We start from the raw sequence: 21,105 nt of genomic DNA, 5'->3' as shown, positions 1-21,105 counted from the left end.
TTAAATTTTACATTAAAATTTTTGTAAAATTATTTACCTTTTTGTATAAAATTTAATTTAGAAAAATTTTTACGCATTTTCAGAAAGGATTTAGACCCTATATGACCTACTCAGTAGAAAAATTAAAACTTTTAAAAGGGCTTGAAGCGGTCCGCAAACGCCCGGGAATGTATATTGGATCAACTGATAAAAACGGATTACACCAGCTAATTTGGGAAATCTTTGATAATGCAATTGACGAGGCAATTGCTGGATTTGCAAATGAAATTTCACTAATAATTAATAGTGATAATTCTATTGAAATTAGTGATAATGGGCGCGGAATCCCGACAGAAATTCATAAAAAAACCGGAAAAACTGGCGTTGAATTAGTTTTTAGCGAGCTCCATTCAGGAGCGAAATTTTCTACTGATATCTACAAAACCGCTGGTGGCCTTCATGGTGTTGGCTCTTCAGTTGTTAATGCTCTTTCTGAAAAACTAGAAGTCTATATAAATCGGGATAAAAAATTGTTCTATACTAGTTTTATTAACGGTGGAAAAATTGAAACTCGAACTAAAATTATAGGAAAAAGCGCTACAACTGGGACAAAAATCAGATTTTGACCTGATTTTTCCCTTTTTTCACATTCAGAATTTGACTCAGAAATGATAATTTCGCGCCTACGCGAAACTTGTTTTTTGATTAACAATCTAAAAATCAATTTTTTTGATACAAAAAACAATATTGAAAAAAAGTTTCTCTGCGAAAGGGGAATCGAAAGTTTTATTGAATTTTTGAACAATGATCAAGAAAAAATTCATGATAAAGTTATTACTTTTAAAGAAAAAATGCAGGAAATCATAGTGGAATTTGGATTTCAGTATGTTAATTCACAGCAAGAAAATATTATCTCTTTTGTCAATAATGTAAAAACAAATTTAGGGGGAAGTCACGAAAATGGTTTTAAATCCGGTTTTTTAAAGGCAATTAATACTTACGGCCAACAAAATAATTTACTTAAAACTAAGCAAATTTTAGAATTTAGTGATGCAAAAGTTGGACTTTCAGCTGTTTTATCACTGCGAATTCCTGAATCAATTCTTGAATTTGTTGGGCAAACAAAAAATAAATTATCAACTATTTTAGCAAAAACAGTTACAGAAGAGGTAATTTTTACAAATTTAATGACTTTTTTTGCACTAAATAAAGAAGTTGCAAGTAAAATAATCAATTTTATACTAGAAACTTATACCCAAAGACAAAAGTCAAAATTAAGCATAATTGAGTCAAAAACAAGCAAATCAATTACAAAAGAAAAGCGGATTTTATCAGGGAAATTAACCCCAGCAAATTCAAAAAAAGCTATGAATCGCGAGCTTTTTTTGGTTGAAGGTGAATCGGCAGGTGGTTCTGCAAAACTTGCAAGAAACCGTGAGTTTCAAGCAATTTTACCTTTAAAAGGTAAAATTGTAAACGCCCAAAAAACAAGATTAATTGATCTATTAAAAAATGAGGAAATTATCGCAATTATTAGTGCATTAGGAACTGGAATTGGCCAGAATTTTAACCTTAAGAACCTAAATTATGGCAAAATTATCATTATGACTGACGCTGACAATGACGGAGCCCACATCCAAATTTTAATTTTAACCTTTCTTTTTTTGCATATGCGGCCTTTAATCGAAAAAGGTTTTGTCTATATTGCTCAACCGCCCTTATATCGAATTAGTGAAAAGGGGAGAAAAGATATTTATATCTGGGATGAGGAAAAGTTCGAAAAATACATCAAAAACAGTACAAATTTGCAAATTCAGCGCTATAAAGGACTTGGGGAAATGAATGCAAATCAGCTTTGGCAAACGACAATGGACCCCGAGAGGCGAACTTTGGAAAAAGTTTTAATTGAAAATTATCCAAAAGTAGAGAAAAATTTTCAAATTTTAATGGGGGAAAGAGCTGATCTAAGAAAGAGCTGAATTGAAAAAAACGTTAATTTTTCCCTTGAAGACAAATTTATTGAAAATTTAAAGGAAACAATTTATGAATAAAAGTCTTGATTCAGTAATTAATTCCCAGCTAGAAAAAATTTTAGCAGAAAAATTTATCCGTTATTCAAAATATGTAATTCAACAACGGGCAATTCCAGATGTCAAAGACGGCCTAAAACCGGTTCAGAGGCGAATTCTTTATTCAATGTGACAGTTGGGGCTAAAAAATAGTAAAAATTACAAAAAATCTGCTAGAGTTGTCGGTGATGTAATCGGAAAATATCATCCTCATGGTGATTCTTCAATCTATGATGCTCTTGTCAGACTTGCCCAGGAATGAAAAATGAATTCTCCGCTTGTGGAAATGCACGGAAATAAAGGGTCAATTGATGACGATCCACCTGCCGCGATGCGATATACAGAGGTTAGATTGGCTGAAATTAGTGAGCATTTACTTGAATTAATTTCGAAAAATGTTGTAAGTTTTTGCCCTAATTTTGATGATAGTGAAAAAGAACCAACAATTTTACCTGCAATTTTCCCAAATTTATTAATAAATGGGGCAATTGGAATTGCAAGTGGATTTGCAACTGAAATCCCCCCGCATAATTTAGGCGAAGTGATCGATGCAGCAATTTTGATGATTAAAAATCCAGGAATTACAATTGAAGAAATTTCTACTATAATTTTAGGTCCTGATTTTCCAACAGGCGGAATTGTTTATGGAAAATCAGGTATTTTTGATGCTTTCAAAACTGGAAAAGGCAAAATAAAAATAAGCTCTGATTATAAAATTTTCGAAAAAAATGGGCAAAATGTAATTGAAATTACCTCGATTCCTTTTGGAATTTCAAAGTCAAGTTTAATCGAAGAAATTGATGACATTCGTTTTGATGTAAAAATTTATGGGATTAAAAATGTAATTGATCAATCCGATCAAAATGGAGTTTCCATTTTGATCGAACTCGAACAGGACGGAAATCCTGACCTAATTATTAATTATCTACTACAAAAAACTCATCTACAAATACATTATTCTTATAATTCCGTTGCAATTTGTGATAATTCACCAAAACTTTTGTCAATCAAGGAGATGATTTTTTACTATCTTGAGCATTTAAGAAAAATTAAGCTTGCCGAATTTAATTTTGAACTTTACAAAAATAAAAAAAGATTAGAAATTATTACTGGGTTTCTCAAAGTTGCCGATATTACTGACGAAGTTATTAAGGTTATTCGCGCATCTGATAATTCAAAAGTTGGGGTAGTTAATGATTTAATTAAATTTTTTAACTTTAGCCAAACCCAAGCAGAGGCAATTGCATCAATGCGTTTATACCGTCTTTCGAAAATTGAGCAGCAAATTTACCTTGAAGAATCAAAAAATTTAGAAAAAAACATTACTAAGTTCAAAAAACTTATTGAAAATAAAGATGAATTTGATAAAAATTTAATAAATATGTTAACTGATTTTAAAAAACATCACGGAAAACCGCGAAAAACTAGGATAATTGACTCTGATATTAAGATAAAAATTAACAAAGATGAATTAGTAAAAGATGAGTTTTTTTATTTTTGAATAACAAAATCGGGACTTTATAAAAAATTAGATATAAAAAATTCTCTCCCTGATGAAATAGAAAAAACTCAGCTTCCAAATGGAGATTTTTTCATTTTTCAAGGTATAATTAACCAAAAACAAAAAGCAGTTTTTCTAACTAATAAAGGGGAAATAGCAATTTTAGCTGTGCATCAAATTCCTGAATTAAATCTGAAAAACTCACCTAATAATTTAAAAATAACTTTAGGAATCCCAAATAATCAACAAATTTTAAGTGTTTTTTTTGCTGATAGTTTTGAAAGTAGTCAATTTTTAATTTTTATTTCCAAATTCAGTTTTGCTAAAAGAATGAATTTGGACCAATTAATGAAAATTAAGCAAAAAAAATTACAAAATATCTTTCGATTCAAGGAAGGTGATGAGCTAATTAGTGTTTTTTTAGAAGAAAAATTAAAAAATATTGTTCTAATTACCACACAAAACCGCGCTCTAAAAATGAGTATATCAGAAATTCCAATTTATACTAGAAATTCCACAGGTATAAAAATTTTCAGACACCGAAAAAATGAATTTATCAGTGCCAGTCAAACTATTGAAAGCTCAGAATCACTTGCAGTTATTGACTTTAATTCACAGTTTGAAAAAATTAATACTGAAAATTTGTTTTTTGGAAATAAAATTCTTACTCCAAAAAACTTTAAAACAAAGCTTGATTTTTCCCTGAGCCCAAAAAGCATAATAATTTATAACGAAAATTTGCAAATTTTTGAATTTGGAGAAGGATTAAAAATTTTTAGTTTAAATGATTTTAGAAAGCTAAAAACTAATCAAAAAAAAGATTATAAATTCTTTTTACCAAATATTCAATCGGGAAAAAACCACATAAAAAACAACAACTTTTTGCTAAAAAGCAATTCTAATGATCAAAATTCTATATCAAAAAATGACTCAACTTTAGAAGAAAAACTTCGGAAAGTAAGTGAAATTGATATTGATTTAATTCTGAAAAAAATAGAAAAGGATGACAAATAATGGATAAAAATTTTTATAAAAATTCATTAAATATTTTTAATTCTAATTTTTCAATGAAAGCAAATTTGTCAGAAAAAGACAAATTTTATGCTGATTTTTGAGAAAAAAATCAGATTTACCAGCAAATTTTAAGAAAAAGACGCGGAAATCCGCGGTTCATCCTACACGACGGGCCACCATATGCAAACGGTGATATTCACATTGGCCATGCGCTTAATAAAATTTTGAAGGATATTATTGTTCGTTATAAAACTATGGCGGGATTTTATTCACCTTTTGTTCCAGGTTGAGATACTCATGGTCTGCCAATTGAGAATAAAATTATCAACCAAATTGGCTCAAAATCGACACTAGAAATCCGTAGAAAATCAAATGATTTTGCAAATTCACAAATTTTAGCACAGATGAAGCAGTTTAAAAAGTTAAATTTATTAACTGATTTTAAACAAATTTACCAAACAAACACGCCTAATTATGAGGCAAAACAACTAAAATTATTTAAAAAAATGGTCAGTCGCGGACTTGTTTATCGGGCACTAAAGCCAGTTTATTGATCGCCAAGTAGCCAAAGTGCGCTTGCAGAAGCCGAAATTGAGTATCTTGAATACCGTTCACCGTCTTTATTTACGAGTTTTGATATAAAAAAAGGTAATAATTTTGTCGCTGAAAATGATAAATTAATAATTTGAACCACCACACCTTGAACATTAATTGCCAATTCCGGAGTCGCTGTTGGAGAAAATTTTGATTATGTTCGCATAAAAAATGGAGAGAATTTTTATGTTCTAGCAGCTAATTTACTAGAAAAATTAGCTGTTATTTTTGACTGAAAACACTATGAAATTATAGATAATTTTCCTGGAAGGGCGATTTTGGGAATCAAATATCTTCACCCAATTTTTGAAAAAATTTGTCCAATTGTTTCTGGAAACCATGTAAGTTTAGATGTTGGATCTGGACTTGTTCATTTGGCGCCACTTTTTGGTGAGGATGACTACTGAATTGGAAGAGAAAACAACCTTGAAATGGTAATGCATGTAAATGATGATGGAAAATTTAATGAAAATGCAGGTCAATTTTCCGGGCAGTTTTATGCTGATTCCAATAAATTAATAACAGAATTTTTAGAAAAAAAGTCAAAAATTTTGCACCTAAGTTTTATAGATCACTCATTCCCACATGATTGAAGAACTTTAAAACCGGTAATTTATCGCGGAACGCCGCAATGGTTTGTCTCAATTGAAAAGATTAAAAAAGATCTTGAAAAAGCAATAGAAGAAATTGAATTCCCGGAAAATTGACTCAAAAAAAGGCTGACAAAAATGGTAGTCGAACGAAAAGATTGACTGATCTCACGTCAGCGAAGTTGGGGAATTCCGTTGATTATTTTCTATGATCAAAATAAAGATCCTGTCCTTGATAAGCCAGAAATTTTTGATTATATAATTTCACTTGTTGAAAAATTTGGTTCTAGAATTTGGTATGAAAAAACTACTGATGAACTTTTACCAGAAAAGTACCAAAATTTAGGTTGAACTAAGGAAAATGATATTCTAGATGTCTGATTTGATTCCGGTGTTAGTTTTTTTGCTGCAAATATTAGCGATGAAAAACCTCCTTTTGATATTTATTTTGAAGGTTCGGACCAATATCGCGGTTGATTCAACTCGTCTTTGATAAATTCTGTAATTTATTTTGGATTTTCTCCTTATAAAAAATTACTTTCTCACGGTTTTGTTGTTGATGCAAAGGGGAATAAAATGTCAAAATCCAGGGGAAATGGAGTTGACCCACTCTTAATTTTAAGCAAATATGGCTGCGATATTTTTCGTCTTTGAGTTGCAAACAGCGAATATTATAATGATATTGTGTATTCTGAGGCGATTTTTGAGCAAAATGTTGAAATTTATCGCAAAATTCGCAACACAGTAAGGTTTTTAATCACCAATTTAGCCGATTTTAAGCCAACAAAATACGAATTAACTGAAGTGGATTTATATATTTTCAATAAAATTCAAAAATTAAAAAACGAAATTATTCAAAATTATGATCAAAATCGCTTTGTTCGAGTTGTCAAAATTATTAATAATTTTATTATTGAATTTTCGAATTTTTATCTTTCAATTGTCAAGGATATTTTATACGCAGATAAAAAAGAGTCCTTAAAAAGACGGCAAGTTCAGTATAATTTATATGAACTTTTGCAGGTTTTAAATATTGCAATTGCACCAATTATGCCAACGACTGCCGAAGAAATTTACAGTTTTATACAAAAAAATAACAAGCAAATTTCAGTTCATATGGAAGAATTCTTTAAAGAGTCACATTTTGATGAAGAATTAGACGCAAAATGAAACGAATTTTTCCAAATTAAGGATTCAGTTTACCAACTAATTGAGCAAAAAATTAAGTCAAAGGAAATTAAACGACCAAATGAAGTAGGTGTTTTACTAAAAACTGACTCAGACTTTATAAAATCAATCGACCTTAAGAAGTTGTTAATGGTTGCAAAAGTTGAATTTTCTAATGGAAAAACGGAAATTTTACAACTAAATTGAGAAAAATGCCCAAGATGTTGGAATCATTTTGAAAAAATAAACAAAGTATGTGCGCGTTGTTTTGAGGTTTTAAGTGAAATTGTACCTGAAAAAAATAGTTAATTTTACCAAAACAAAATACCAACTTGTTGGAAAAAAACGATTTATTTTAAATATTATCATTGGTTTTTCAATTATTTTAGTTTTTTTGTTGGTTGACCAATTAACAAAAAATTTAATTTTTACTTGAGATGAATACGAAATTTCAACCAAAAAAGGCTTTATAAAAAATATTTCATGAGGTTTTATTGGTTTTCGGCCACTTTTGCACCAAGGTGTAACTTCTAAAATTAACAAAATCATTGGATTTGTGGGAATTCATATTTTTGCTTTTTTTTTGACAGCGATTCTTTTAATTTTAATACCTTTTAGTAGAAAATTTTCACTCACTATCTTTATGGCAACACTTTTAGCGGGTAACTGAGGAAACGAAATTGACCGAATTTTAAACAATAATACCGTAAAAGATTTGCTTTTTTTACCATATTTACCCTCAAGTGGTACATTTAATTTTGCTGATTTATTTATTTTTTCTGGACCAATTGGTATTGTTTTAGTTCATCTTATTAATTTTTTAAAGAATTTTGATGGAAGAAGAATGAAAAAACAACCAAAAGAAAAGGCTGACAAATAATAATCTCAGTCCTTATTAATTTATTAGATAATGAATTTTTTCTAACTTATTTTTTGAAAATTATTCCCAAAAGATACGACAAATTTTTAAAAAATAACATAAATTAAAGGATAATTTTAAATTTCTAACTTCTTTTGTTCAGGTTCTGTTAGTCTTCTTCAATCTGATACAACTAATTTTAAAGCAAAAATAGCCGCTACCAAATCAACATACCCAACAAAAAAACCAATAATAGTATATGACTTAATTGTGGATAATCTAGCAATTATTATCGGGTTTTGAATATAAAAGTGAAGTTTTTGAAGCCTATTTAACTTTATAAAAAACATTATATAAAAAATTCAGTTTGCTATAATTAGCCCGATTAAAACAAGAAGCAAAATAAATTGTGGCCCTGAAAACCTAAATAATTGGTTTTTAACTGCATCTTGCTTCTCTTGTCAAATTTTAGGATCAGTTATATCTTCTGAAGAGGCAGTAAAAAGTCAGGTTGTTAAAAGTCAGAATGCCATAATACCCCAAATAATTTCTATAACAAACCTAACACCCCGAATTGATATTAAAGTTATTGTTAAATTTTTAAGTGAAATTAATAATCTTTTTATCTCAGCTTTATACATATTTAAATTCTACCTTATTTTTGCGATTTTTTAAAAAAATCAAAAATTTTGTCGACTACTAAAATTAAAAAACATTTAAAATTTTAATATTTAACTGGTTTTTACGAATCACTAAAATTTTAATGAAAAAGGTTTACTTAATTTTTCAAAAAAATAAATTAATTTTTTTGGAAAATCCTGAGTTTTACCTAGAAAAATAACCAACAATTTTGTCTCTGTAATATCTTACTTATTTTTTAGTTAAAACTATCTAACCATTCTTTTAAAACTTGATTGACTTTAATTGGTTCGGCGTTTCCTTTTGTTTTTTGCATTAATTTTCCTATTAAAAATTTAAATAATTTAGACTTATCCTGTCTATTTTTTTCAATCTGAGCAAATTCTTCACTAACTACTTCTTTTAACAAGTTTTTTATTGCTGCTTCAGATAGTTTTTTCTCCTTTATGTTAGATAAAATATCATTTAAATTAAATTGTTTGTTTGTTTGTTTTATTTCAATTATTTTGCGAATTTCGGAATTTGACAATTCTTTGTTAAAATGTTTTTGGATTATTTTCCCAAAAAAATCAAATTCTATTGCTAAATTTTCGAACCCTAGCTTATTAATAATTGGTACAATTTCAGAAAAAAATAATTTAACACTTAAACTTCAATTATCAGGATTGGAGTTGTTTAGGTAGGTTCAGTAGTTAAAATTATTCAAGATCTGATTAATATAAAAGGTGGAAACTCCTTCTTTTTTAAGCATTTTTTCTATTTCTGATGGGGTAAGTGGAACCTGAATTTTATCAACAAAATCTGGCTTTAGTTCAATATATGGCAAATTAGGTTCTGGAAAATATTTATAGTCAATTGCATCTGTTTTAAGTCTTAAAATTTGATTTCTTGCAATAACATCATTGAATTTTTTTGTAACTTGCTTGACTTTTATACCGTTTTCATAGGCATAAATTTGTTCTTGAATTTCAAGTTCGGCGGCTTTTTGGATATTAGAAATTGAATTTATATTTTTTATTTCAACTTTTGGATTAAATTCGACTTGATTTTCAGGGCGAACTGAAATATTTATATCAGCACGAAGTGATCCATTTTCTAATTTTGCATCAGAAATACCTAAAAATAAGGTTAATTTTTTAATTTCATCGACATATTTTGCTGCTAGTTTTGATGAACTTATTACAGGTCTTGTAACAATTTCAATCAAGGGAACCCCACATCTATTATAATCAAAAAATGTTTGATTATCTTTATGAATTTGTTTTGCCGTATCTTCTTCAAGATGAATTCTTTCAATTTCAACATTAAAATCACCAACTTTTAAAATTCCATTTTTTCCAATGGGATGGAATTGTTGACTAATTTGAAAACCTTTTGGCAAATCAGGGTAGAAATAATTTTTTCGATCAAAAGCTAAAATTGGTGAAATTCGCATTTTTAGTGCTTTTGCCAAAATTATTGCTTTTTTAACAGCTTCTTTATTAATTTTTGGTAAAGTTCCGAGATAAGCTAGATCAAAAAGATTAAAAAATTGATTTGCTTCACCGCGTAAATTCGGTGAATTTGAAAACATTTTTGCTTTTGTATTTAATTCCAAATGAATTTCAATCCCAATTGTGACTAAATATTTATTATTCATTATTAATTTCGCTTATTTTTTCTTCAAGATAAAGGGAAAATCCTAACAATTCTGCATCAGAATTTATTTTTGAATCAACCGCTAAATTAAAAGGTAAATTTTTATAACTACCTAATGGCAAACTAATTGATGGATTGCCAACTAAATTTGAAATAGCTAGAATAAAATTAGTAATTTTATCACTTTTTTCACTGTTTTCACCTTGAATATCAGGGGCAATGCCATAAAAAGCAGGAAAAACTACTAAATCAAATTTATTCAGTATAGATTCATAATAATTCTTAATTAAAGTTCTCATTTTTTTGGCTTTAATAAAAAAATGCTCTTGATTATCTTTTTCAAGAAAAAAAGAGCCTCAAATTAGTCTTTTTTGCAGCATCAAACCAAAACCATCTGATCTTGTTCTAATAAAAATCTCTTCTCATTTTAAATTTTTTTCAGTATTCCCAAAAGTTATCCCATTAATTGCAGATAAATTTGAGGTTGCCTCTGAATAAGAAATTATTTCATAAACAGGTAGAATTGTTTTTAATAGGTTTAAATCTGGTTTAATTATCTCTATTTCTACCTGGTCAGATTTTAAAATATTCCGTAATTTATAGAGTTTTTTTACTACATAATCTTCAATTTCAGCATCCAAATCAAGAAATGCAACTTTTTTTGGTTTTGTTTTTTCAACATTTTTAACATCGATTTCAACAGATGTTAAGTCGTTTTCATCAGAACCAAAAACTACCTGTGATACTAAAATAGAATCCAGAACATTATGAGTTAACCACGCTACTGTATCCAACGAAGTGGCATAAGGAAACAATCCATAACGGGATACAGCACCATATGAAGGTTTAAATCCAACTTTCCCGATAAAACTAGCCGGCCTTCTAATCGAATCGCCGGTGTCTGAGCCAATTGCGAAGTGAACAAAATTAATTGTTGCGGCACTTCCAGATGAAGATCCGCCAATTAATTTTGTTTTGTCTAAAGGATTTACAATTTTACCGAAAGCTGAAAAAAGACCTTTTCCACCTAAACCCAACTCGTCATTATGAACTTTTACAAGTGGTTGTGCTCCGGCATTAATTAATTTTTGAAAAACAGTTGCATTATAAGAGGGTTTAAAATTTAAAAGGGAAATTGAAGAAGCATGAGAAACACCTTCAGTTGTTGCAAAATTCGATTTGATGCTAAAAAATTTATTTGCCAAAACACCTTTTTTGTTGTTTTTTTCTTGAAAAAAGTAAGCAACCGTATTATTTTTATCATTTTTTAATTTCTCAAGTGCTCCTTGAAAACTAAGCTGAAATTTAGTCATCAATTACCTTTTTAATTATAATTTGGTTTTCACTGCTATGAATAGAATTGTCAAAAAGTTGTTCTCTAAAACTGGTAAAAGCTGGAATATCCTCAAATAAAATTTCTATACCTTTTGGCAGTGAGTTAATTTTTTCAAGTGGTTGAATGTTTTTTGTATCAAACTGGTGCAAATAGTTAATTCGAGCTAACATTTGATCTTTTTCAGTTAAAATTGTATAAATTACCTTCTCATTTGGGACAAAATAGAGAGATTTTGCAAGTTTTAATATTTTTTCCTTGTCCACTTCTCCCCCAAAAAATTCTTTATTATTTTTTATATAAATAACAGATTATACACTAAAATTTTCTTAAAAATCAAAAAATTTAAATTTTTAACCAACTAAAAATTTTTTTGTTGGTTAATTTCTGAAAAAATATAGTATAACAATTAACATAAATATAAAATTTTTAAAATTTTGGCAAATTTTTAACCACAAAAACAGCTTTTAGGCCCAAACACCTTTAATATCATTTAAATCAAAAAAGCCAAAAGTACGGCTATCATTACTAAAATTTATATTATCACCAAGTGCAAAAAATTTACCTTCGGGAATAACTCCGTTAAATTTCCAAAAACCTAAATCAGTAAAATTAGCAACTAATTCATCATTTATTAAAATAGAATTTTCAGTAACTTCTAATTTATCACCAGGAATTCCAGCCAATCTTTTAATTAAAATTTTATCTTTATATTTGAAAACTACCACATCATTTCGCTGAGGTTTTTTGACATTGTTAATAAAAATTTGTTGGCCATTTTTTAAGGTTGGAAACATTGAGTTTCCTTCGACATTTATTAATTGGTAGACAAAGATAAAAAGCGCAGAAACTATTAAAACACAAGTAAAAATAAAAATAACACCAATAATTAAGCGATTTTTCTTAATAAATTTTAGAAATTTGTTACTTAAGTTTTTAGATTTTAACATAGTTATTAAATTTATTTCTTTGATATTTTATCATAAAAAAACAATTTTAATTTTTGATTTTATAATAAAAAGTGTTGAATTTGAGGCAAACATACTAATTAATATAAAATTCTATAGTAAAATAATTTGATTTAGTAAAGAAGTGACCTTTTATTCTGATATTTGCAAATAATTCAATATTATTCAATGTTTTATAAATATTCTTCTTTCCTTATTTTTACTTTTTTTTTTTTTTTTTTTGTTAAAATTATTGCATAGTAAAATTTAAGTTAAAACCCAACAAACCTAACTTATAAAACCGAAAGGAATTAGTAATAATGCAAAATCTAAAAAAGAATCTAAAAAAAATATCCTTATTTTTCGGAATTTTTGGTTCTTTATGTACAATTCTTACAACAACCACAACAACAATTTCTATTAGAAATGAAAATGCAAACGGGTTTTATTCGGGCAAAGAAAATATTAAAAATGCAAGTTCAATAGCTTCTACAATTTTTTCCTCTGCTCTGGACCCATTTAAATCGTTAAGTTCATTCGCGCTAGCCCAAAAATATGTAGATGATAAATATTTAAAAATTGAACAAGATAATTACGCAGGGGAAATCTCGCTTCTCGGAGCAAAATCCATAGTTTATTTTGGTGGATTATTTTGGGAAGATAAAGTTGCATGAGCAAGTAATTTAACAGTAAAACATCAAAAAAAAGTAAGTCCATATTATATAACAAGTAAGCCAAAATATATTGAAGCAACCTTAAAAACTTGAACCTCGGGCTTAGGTAGCCCTTCCTTTGAGGTAGGCGGGGAAATAAAATATAATGGTAATTTCAGATCTAATTTAGGTATAAAAATTGGAATAGATTATGGAACTAGAGAATTATTTATTACTAAAAGTGTTCAAAACCTACCACAAGCTAAAATAACTTATGCGGGTACGGGTTGGAGATACAAAGTAACTTCATATGGGCAATATGGAGTAGGAGCAATAGAAACTGAAGATGAATTTTTAATGTTTAATACTGAAAATTCAATGATTACAACACGACGAAAAAGAAAACCTAAAACATCATTTCCTGATATTTTAGGTCGTTATATCGAAGAAAAATACGGGCATTTACCTGAAGAAGATGATAATAATTAATAACTTAAGTAAAAAGTTTGAAACTAAATCGATTTTTGAAAAAATTAATTTAGAAATTCCCACAAACAAACTAACTTTTGTAGTTGGCGAATCTGGGATGGGAAAATCAACCTTAATTAATTTAATTGCCGGTTTTACTAAAAAAGATGAAGGTGAAATTATCTTTTTTAAAGATGGAAAAGAAGAAAAAAATCCTTTAATTGATGTAGTTTTTCAGGATTTTAACCTAATTGAAAATCTTTCTGTTAAAAATAATATTTTAATTGGAAATAGCTTAATTCAAAAAGAATTTGATCAAAATTTGCTTGAAAAAAGAGCAAATTTTCTTAATATTGAAAATGAAAAACTAAATCAACAAGTCAAAGATTTATCGGGTGGCGAGAAACAAAGAGTCGGTATTTTACGTGCTTTTTCGCGAAATTCAGATTTTATTTTACTCGATGAACCAACCGGAAATCTTGATGAGGAAAATGCAGTTGCTGTTTTTGAAAATTTAAAAAAATTATCAAAAAACAAAACTATTTTGGTTGTTAGTCACAATTTAGAACTAGCAAAAAAATATGCAGATCAAATTATCCATATCAAAAAAGATACTATTGATGTTGAAACTTTTGACAAAAAGAAAAAAACACAAGAAAATGAGAGTGAAAATTCTGCTTTTGTTTCAAAAATTGAACAAAAACCAGTTTTTAATTTTTTAACGAAATATAAAACTGGTTTTTTGCTAGCTTTTGCCGATTTTAAAACAAAAATAACAACTTTTATTTTATTAATTATTGTTTTTTTTGTTTTTATAAGTGGGGGCACATTGTTCACTTCACTACAGATTTCTGCAAAAAATCTCAATTTGTCTAAGGTCCAGGAATATAGTATGGACTCAGTAATTATAAATAGACCATTTATAGGAATTCCTTTTTCCGAGGAAGATCAGCAAGAGATTGTAAAAAATAATTCAAAAATCGAAAAATTAATACCGGATTACCAAAACTTAATGAGAAATATTGGTTTTTTTTATTCTAAAAAACTTGCAATTGACAATCTAATTATGCCAATTGATCAGTCAAATTTTTTTAAAAAACGACTTTATACAAAAGAGGTTGATGGTAATTTTATCAAAAATGAAAATGAAATCATAATATCAACAGATGTTGTTAGAGTATTAAAAATTAAAAACCCAATTGGGCAGAAAATTAATGTTGTTTACTATAATTTAGCAAAAATTGATAAAAAAAACAAAGAATTAGATCTTAATCAATTCAGGCATATTGAAGCAACTATAGTTGGAGTAAATAATAAACTAGTTGAAAATTTTGCTTATTCTTATTTACATCATAATTTAATTAAATCGATTTTTGAAAAGGAATATTTGAAAAATCAAACATTAGAACCTTTTGAGTCGATTTCTTGAATTGGTAAAAATTATAAAACGGCTCGGGTAGACCAAGTTCACGAAATTCGAGACGGTGAAGAAAAAGAAGTTTCGAAATTTTATTACGATAACCAACCAGAAATTAGTAAACTAAAATTACTAAAAGGCAATTTTCCAAAAAATTATGATGAAATCGCTATTAGTTCAAATTATAGTTTTATCGGGAAGGATTCGTTAAATTTAATTGGTGATTTTTTAGAGACCAACACAAATTTAGCCAACCAAAATGTGGTTCTTAAAATTGTTGGGGTTTTTGAACCTGAAAAACAACTAAATGGTGCAGTTGATGGTAGATTTGGAACTGTTGTTCTCAATCATCAAATTCAAAAAATGCAAAAAACCTTAAGACCAAACACACTTAGGTTATACTTTTCAAACGATGATTTATACCGGAATATTAAAAATTTTGAAAAAAATCATCCCTATTTTTTAATAAATGGTGGTGCAGAAAGAACCCTTGGATTATTAATTAATGCTAAAATAATTCTGCAATTGATTCTTTTCGGGGTTTTAATAATTTTTTCTATCACCTTCTCTATATTTATTGGATTTTTTGCAAGAAATTTATGTTGATCAAAACGAAAAACAGTGGGAATTTTAAAGGCTTTAGGTGCCCAAACCAAAAAAATTCTATTTTATCATTGGCTCGATTTGTTGATTTTATCCTTTGCAGTTTTATTTTTAGGCTTTATTTTTATAGTTCCAATTATTCCTGAAATTTATAAAGGAATCTCTCATCAGGATTTTGCCCAACCCTCATATACTCAGGTTATATTTGTTTTTTCAATTATTTGAGCCATAATGTTTACAATTTTAACTTTAATTTATATAATAACTTCGCTATGAACTTATAGAAAACCAGTTGTACAACTTTTAAAAAATTAAAAATTTCAAAATTTTATTAAAAAATATGATTATGAATTACTAAAAGTAAAAAATATGAATAATTTAATTAAAAATGATAAAAATTATAAATCTAAATAAAAAAGATGCTAATAAATGAATTTTTAAAAAAATTAATCTTGTAATTCCTGCAAACAAACTTGTTTTTATTGTGGGTGCGGCCGGAATTGGAAAATCAACTTTAATTAATTTAATTGCTGGTTTTACTAAAAAAGATGAAGGTGAAATTATCTTTTTTAAAGATGGAAAAGAAGAAAAAAATCCTTTAATTGATGTAGTTTTTCAGGATTTTAACCTAATTGAAAATCTTTCTGTTAAAAATAATATTTTAATTGGAAATAGCTTAATTCAAAAAGAATTTGATCAAAATTTGCTTGAAAAAAGAGCAAATTTTCTTAATATTGAAAATGAAAAACTAAATCAACAAGTCAAAGATTTATCGGGTGGCGAGAAACAAAGAGTCGGTATTTTACGTGCTTTTTCGCGAAATTCAGATTTTATTTTACTCGATGAACCAACCGGAAATCTTGATGAGGAAAATGAAATTGCTGTCTTTGAAAGTTTAAAAAAATTATCTAAAAACAAGACAATTTTGGTTGCTAGCCGTAATTTAGATCTTGCAAAAAAATATGCAGATCAAATAATTCACTTAAAAAATAATTCAGTTGAAATTGAAATTTGTGAAAAAAACGAGGAAATCAAAAGTGAAATTTTTGATTTTGAAACAAAAATTGAACAAAAACCAGTTAGTTTTTCAACAAAATTCAAAACTGGTCTTTTGCTTGTTTTTGCTGATTTTAGATTAAAAATGGTTTCTACAATCTTACTTATTTTTGCTTTTTTTATGGCTATTTTTGGAATAGTTAGCTATTTTTCCTTAACTTCAAAGGTTGAGGCTGTTAGCAAGTCAAAAATTTTTCAACACCAATTAGATTCAATTTCAATATGAAAAGGTCCTGGAAATCAATTTGAGGTTGAAGAAATTAAAAAAATTGAAGAAAAAGGTGGAAATATTGCTAAAATTTTACCATTTTATGTTACATATATGAGTTTTAGTTATAATGGTCAACAAAGTAGTCACGGGTATGTTGATTTTGTTGATGAATCCGAATTTTTTAGTAAAAGATTCAAGCCTGGCACAAAAGATTTTCAGGGTAGATTTATTAGAAATGAGAATGAAATTATTATTTCATCTAAACTAATAAAAGAGTTAAAAATTGAAAACCCCATTGGAAAAAAAATTAAATTTATTGATGATATAAATGGTAGGATGGATCAAGAACTTTTGATTGTTGGAATAAATAATGCTTCTAATCAATGAAATCAACAGTTGAGTTTTGTTCACTTTAATCTTCCTAAATCGACTTTTATTAAAAATAAGCAAAAAAACTTGAATAAAGAAAATGACCAAATTTTCTCATTTTTAGAGTCAGGGAATTCAAAAAAGGCGCAAATTAGCAAAATTTACTATGAAAGTCAGCCTGAAATTAAAAAATTTAAACTTTTAGAAGGAAATTTCCCAAAAAATTCTGATGAAATTGTAATTTCAAGTAACTTACAAAATTTTATAAATTCTAATAAAAATTCCATAATCAACAACATTGTGTATTCATGAAGTGGAAATACAGGGCAAAATTTTGACTTTAAAATTGTTGGGGTTTACGACTCAAAAAATCAAAATGGCGAACTTAACGATAAAATTGAAAAAAATTCTATTCCTAAAACTGAAGTAATTTTTCACCACACTATCATTGAGAAATCAAAAACTTTTAAACCTATATTTTTAAAGATCTTTTTTAACTATAAAAATTTAAATGAAAATATCAAAAATTTCTGAAATTCTTTTCCGGAATATAAGAAACTCGAACCAGTTAAGACAGTAAGAGACAATTTTGAAGGACCAATAAAGGTTTTAAGCTGATTTTTTATTGCGATTTCTGTGTTTTTATCAATCATTTCTTTGATTGCAATGATTTTTTATTCAATAAATTTAGCATCTTCAAAAAGAAAAATAATTAGGCTTTTAAAAAATTTAAAAGCCAAACAATGACAAATTTTTCTTTATCATTGAATGACGTGTGTTTTTATCTCTGTTTTAGCTTTTGTTTTTGGATTTGTTGTATTGATGCCTTTAATTCCTGAAATTTATCACTGGATTTCAGGGCAAAATGTTGTGCTACCCTCATATTCGATAATCAGTTTTTATGTTTTTGTTGTTTGATTAGCAGGATTTCTTATTTTTTCAATTTTTTCTTTACTAACATTAAGGACTAATTACAAAAGATCAATCGCATAATTTTTAGATAATTTTGGAATGAAATATATACAAAACGTTAAGGTTTTTTTTGAAAAGGGACCCAAAAACACAAAAAACCAAAAAAATATAAAATTTATGGGATAATTTAATTAAAATTATTTAAATTACTATTAAAAAAATTAAAACAACTAATTAAAATTTCGAATAATTGTATTAAAAATAATTTTTTAAAATGATAGAAATTAAAAACTTAAGTAAAAAAATTGCGGACCGTTTAATATTAAACAAAATTAATCTAGAAATTCCATCAAATAAAATAACATTTGTAATTGGAAAATCTGGGATTGGAAAAACTACTTTAATTAATTTAATTGCCGGTTTTACTAAAAAAGATGAGGGTGAAATTCTATTTTTTAAAGATGGAAAAGAAGAAAAAAATCCTTTAATTGATGTAGTTTTTCAGGATTTTAACTTAATCGAACAGCTTTCAGTTAAAAATAACATTTTAATTGGCAATAGCTTAATTCAAAAAGAAACTAACTTAAATTTACTTGAAAAAAGTGCGAGTTTTCTTAATATTCAAAGTTCAAAATTAAAACAAAAAACTAATGATTTATCAGGCGGCGAGAAGCAAAGAGTCGCTATTTTACGTGCTTTTTCGCGAAATTCAGACTTTATTTTACTTGATGAACCAACCGGGAATTTAGACAGAGAAAACGGAATAGCAGTCTTTGAAAGTTTAAAAAAATTATCTAGCAACAAGACAATTTTGGTTGTAAGTCATAATTTAGAGATGGCAAGATTATATGCAGATCAAATTATCCATATCAAAAAAGATACTATTGATGTTGAAATTTTTGAAAAAAATGGACAAAATCAGGAAAATAATAATAAAAATTCTAGTTTTCACCAAAAAAATAAGGAAAAACATATTAATTTTTGAGGCAAATTCAAAACTGGGCTTTTGTTGTCAATTGTTGATTTTAAATCAAAAATAATAACAACAATTTTATTAATTTTTTCATTTTTAGCCACAATTTTTGGAATTGTTTTATTCGGTGTGCTCAACTCAAATGTTCAGGGTATCAATACTGAGAAAATTTTTCAAGAACATTTAGATTCAGTTTTAATCAGAAAAAACAGTAATTATGATAAATTTGAAAACGATGAAATAAATAAAATTGAAAAAAGTAGCAATAAAATAGTAAAAATTCTACCGTTGTATAGCGCCCCAACTATGCTTTTTTCATATAATAATAACCAGCCAAAAAATTCTCCTGTTGATTTTGTTGATGAATCCGAATTTTTTAGCAAAAGATTCAAAATCGGAACAAACGATTTACAAGGCCGATTTATTAAAAATGAGAATGAAATTATAATTTCGGCAGCTCTTGCTAGTGAATTAGAAATTAAAGATCCAATTGGAAAAAAAATTAAATTTATCGATTTTTTAAATAATAAAAACAAAAAGGAGCTTTTAATTGTTGGAGTAAATAATTCTTTTAACAATGATAATCTTAATTTATCTTTTGTTCACTTTAATTTGCCAAAATCAACGCTTTTTGAAAATACAAAAAATGTTGATAAAAATGATCAAATTTTCTCTTTTGTAGAATCAGACGATTTAAAAAGGGTAGAAATTACCAAAAATTACTATGAAAATCAGCCTGAAATTAAAAAATTTAAACTTTTAGAAGGAAATTTCCCAAAAAATTCTAATGAAATTGCAATTTCAAAGAATTTAAATGACTACATAAGTTTTAATGAAAAAAAATCTTTAATTGATAGTAAAATTTCTTCTTTAAGTAAAAATAATGGACAGATATTTAATTTCAAAATAGTCGGAATTTTCGACCAAAATGACCAAGAAAAACAAAATATCAAAGCTAAAACAGATCTAAAAACAACGATTAAAAATGAAGTTATTTTTCATCATTCTATTATTCCAGAATCAAAAAATTTGAGTCCTTTACTTTTAAAAGTATTTTTTGAGCATAAAAATTTAAGTGAAAATATTGAAAAATTTAAATCAACCTTCCCAGAATTTGAACCTATTGAAAAAAGTTCTATTATCAACAATTTATTTTTCGACCTACAAACCCTCACTCAAGTAATAATTTTTACAGTTTTGATTATTTTTTCACTTAGCCTTGTGGTTTTAACAATTTTTTATGCAAAAAATTTAACAGATTCTAAGCGGAAAATGATTGGGGTTTTGAAAGCTTTGGGAGCAAAAACAGCCCGGATTTTCGGATACCATTGAATGACGTTAATTTTTATAGCCTTTTTAATTTTTGTTTTTGGGCTAATTTTAATAGTCCCAATTACTCCTGAAATTTATTCAGCGATATCAAACAATAACTACAGATTTCCTTCATATGAGCAAGTTTGTCTTTATTTTTTATTAGTTTGAATTATATTGTTTTTTATTCTTTCTTTTATTTATTTGTTAATTTCATGATTTTTTTACAGCAAACCGGTGGTTCAACTTCTAAAATAAGGACTATAAAAATATCTAAAATATAAATTAATAATTTAACCAAAAAAACAGTTATAAAATTATTCTTAAGAAAATTAACCTAGAAATTATTTCAAATAAGATGACATTTCTAGTTGAAAAGTTGGTTGGTAAAAATCAGTTTTAATTAATTTGATTGTTGTTTTTGCAACGAAATATAAAAGCGAATGAAGAGAAAAACCCTTTAATTAATGCAGTCTTTCAAGATTTTAACCTAATTGAAAATCTTTCTGTTAAAAATAATATTTTAATTGGAAATAGCTTAATTCAAAAAGAATTTAATCAGAATTTGCTTGAAAAAAGAGCAAATTTTCTTAATACTCAAGGTGAAAAACTAAATCAACAAGTCAAAGATCTATCTGGCGGTTAGAAGCAAAAAATCGCTATTTTACAGGCTTTTTCGGGAAATTCAGATTTCATTTTTATAGTTCCAATTATTTTCCTGAAATTTACAAAAGGTTTTCACATCAGGATTCTGCAAAATTAACATACACATAGAAAATCACACTAGTTTTTCAATTATTTG

The 21,105-nt window shown here is 27.2% G+C and carries 13 protein-coding genes and 1 pseudogene; 9 read left to right on the top strand and 5 right to left on the bottom strand.

Annotated elements, in window-relative coordinates:
- The first annotated feature begins 101 nt into the window (after nucleotides 1–101).
- From MHJ_RS00150 to MHJ_RS00135, 4 genes are read left to right on the top strand one after another with little or no spacing between them, the layout of a single operon-like run.
- The gene (locus MHJ_RS00150; protein WP_011283851.1) at nucleotides 102–2,030 is read left to right on the top strand and encodes a DNA gyrase/topoisomerase IV subunit B; all 1,929 of its coding nucleotides are present in this window, start codon (nucleotides 102–104) and stop codon (nucleotides 2,028–2,030) included.
- Complete coding sequence (locus MHJ_RS00145; RefSeq protein WP_011283850.1) at nucleotides 2,023–4,563, top strand: DNA topoisomerase (ATP-hydrolyzing); 2,541 nt, start codon at nucleotides 2,023–2,025, stop codon at nucleotides 4,561–4,563. The genes MHJ_RS00150 and MHJ_RS00145 overlap by 8 nt, the downstream gene beginning before the upstream one ends.
- Entirely contained in the window at nucleotides 4,563–7,223 is a 2,661-nt protein-coding gene (gene ileS / locus MHJ_RS00140; RefSeq protein WP_044284566.1) for an isoleucine--tRNA ligase, read from the top strand. Before MHJ_RS00145 ends, ileS begins: the two co-directional genes overlap by 1 nt.
- Nucleotides 7,201–7,794 carry a signal peptidase II gene (locus MHJ_RS00135; protein WP_044284737.1) on the top strand — a complete coding sequence of 198 codons (594 nt, stop codon included), beginning with the start codon at nucleotides 7,201–7,203 and terminating at the stop codon, nucleotides 7,792–7,794. The genes ileS and MHJ_RS00135 overlap by 23 nt, the downstream gene beginning before the upstream one ends.
- Nucleotides 7,795–7,910: 116 nt before the next feature.
- On the opposite strand, the gene MHJ_RS00130 is transcribed toward MHJ_RS00135, so the two are convergent.
- The 5 genes from MHJ_RS00130 to lepB form a co-directional block, all read right to left on the bottom strand.
- Nucleotides 7,911–8,414: a hypothetical protein gene (locus tag MHJ_RS00130; protein ID WP_011205870.1), complete on the bottom strand. Its 504-nt coding sequence runs from the start codon at nucleotides 8,412–8,414 to the stop codon at nucleotides 7,911–7,913.
- 236 nt (nucleotides 8,415–8,650) lie between these two features.
- Entirely contained in the window at nucleotides 8,651–10,051 is a 1,401-nt protein-coding gene (gene gatB, locus MHJ_RS00125) for an Asp-tRNA(Asn)/Glu-tRNA(Gln) amidotransferase subunit GatB (RefSeq protein WP_011283846.1), read from the bottom strand.
- Nucleotides 10,044–11,363 carry an amidase family protein gene (locus MHJ_RS00120; RefSeq protein WP_014579533.1) on the bottom strand — a complete coding sequence of 440 codons (1,320 nt, stop codon included), beginning with the start codon at nucleotides 11,361–11,363 and terminating at the stop codon, nucleotides 10,044–10,046. Before MHJ_RS00120 ends, gatB begins: the two co-directional genes overlap by 8 nt.
- Nucleotides 11,356–11,649, bottom strand: a complete 294-nt coding sequence (locus MHJ_RS00115) for a glutamyl-tRNA amidotransferase subunit C (protein ID WP_014579532.1) — start codon at nucleotides 11,647–11,649, stop codon at nucleotides 11,356–11,358. The genes MHJ_RS00120 and MHJ_RS00115 overlap by 8 nt, the downstream gene beginning before the upstream one ends.
- 201 nt (nucleotides 11,650–11,850) lie before the next feature.
- Nucleotides 11,851–12,333, bottom strand: coding sequence for a signal peptidase I (gene lepB / locus MHJ_RS00110; protein ID WP_014579531.1), 483 nt, complete (start codon nucleotides 12,331–12,333; stop codon nucleotides 11,851–11,853).
- A 317-nt stretch (nucleotides 12,334–12,650) separates the two neighbouring features.
- On the opposite strand from lepB, the gene MHJ_RS00105 reads away from it, so the two are divergent.
- The 5 genes and pseudogenes from MHJ_RS00105 to MHJ_RS00085 all read left to right on the top strand — a co-directional run.
- Nucleotides 12,651–13,472: a hypothetical protein gene (locus MHJ_RS00105; RefSeq protein ID WP_237697225.1), complete on the top strand. Its 822-nt coding sequence runs from the start codon at nucleotides 12,651–12,653 to the stop codon at nucleotides 13,470–13,472.
- Nucleotides 13,459–15,786, top strand: a complete 2,328-nt coding sequence (locus MHJ_RS00100; RefSeq protein ID WP_011283841.1) for an ABC transporter ATP-binding protein/permease — start codon at nucleotides 13,459–13,461, stop codon at nucleotides 15,784–15,786. The genes MHJ_RS00105 and MHJ_RS00100 overlap by 14 nt, the downstream gene beginning before the upstream one ends.
- A 73-nt stretch (nucleotides 15,787–15,859) precedes the next feature.
- Nucleotides 15,860–18,100, top strand: a complete 2,241-nt coding sequence (locus MHJ_RS00095; RefSeq protein WP_011283840.1) for an ATP-binding cassette domain-containing protein — start codon at nucleotides 15,860–15,862, stop codon at nucleotides 18,098–18,100.
- Between the two features lie 193 nt (nucleotides 18,101–18,293).
- Nucleotides 18,294–20,561, top strand: a complete 2,268-nt coding sequence (locus MHJ_RS00090; RefSeq protein ID WP_011283839.1) for an ABC transporter ATP-binding protein/permease — start codon at nucleotides 18,294–18,296, stop codon at nucleotides 20,559–20,561.
- Nucleotides 20,562–20,619: 58 nt separating this feature from the next.
- A pseudogene (locus tag MHJ_RS00085) lies at nucleotides 20,620–20,946 on the top strand (ABC transporter ATP-binding protein); the annotation flags it as partial.
- Between the last annotated feature and the right edge of the window lie 159 nt (nucleotides 20,947–21,105).

Source organism: Mesomycoplasma hyopneumoniae J (genome assembly GCF_000008205.1).
Taxonomy (GTDB): domain Bacteria; phylum Bacillota_I; class Bacilli_A; order Mycoplasmatales; family Metamycoplasmataceae; genus Mesomycoplasma; species Mesomycoplasma hyopneumoniae.
This window is presented reverse-complemented; position numbering and strand designations above follow the sequence as displayed.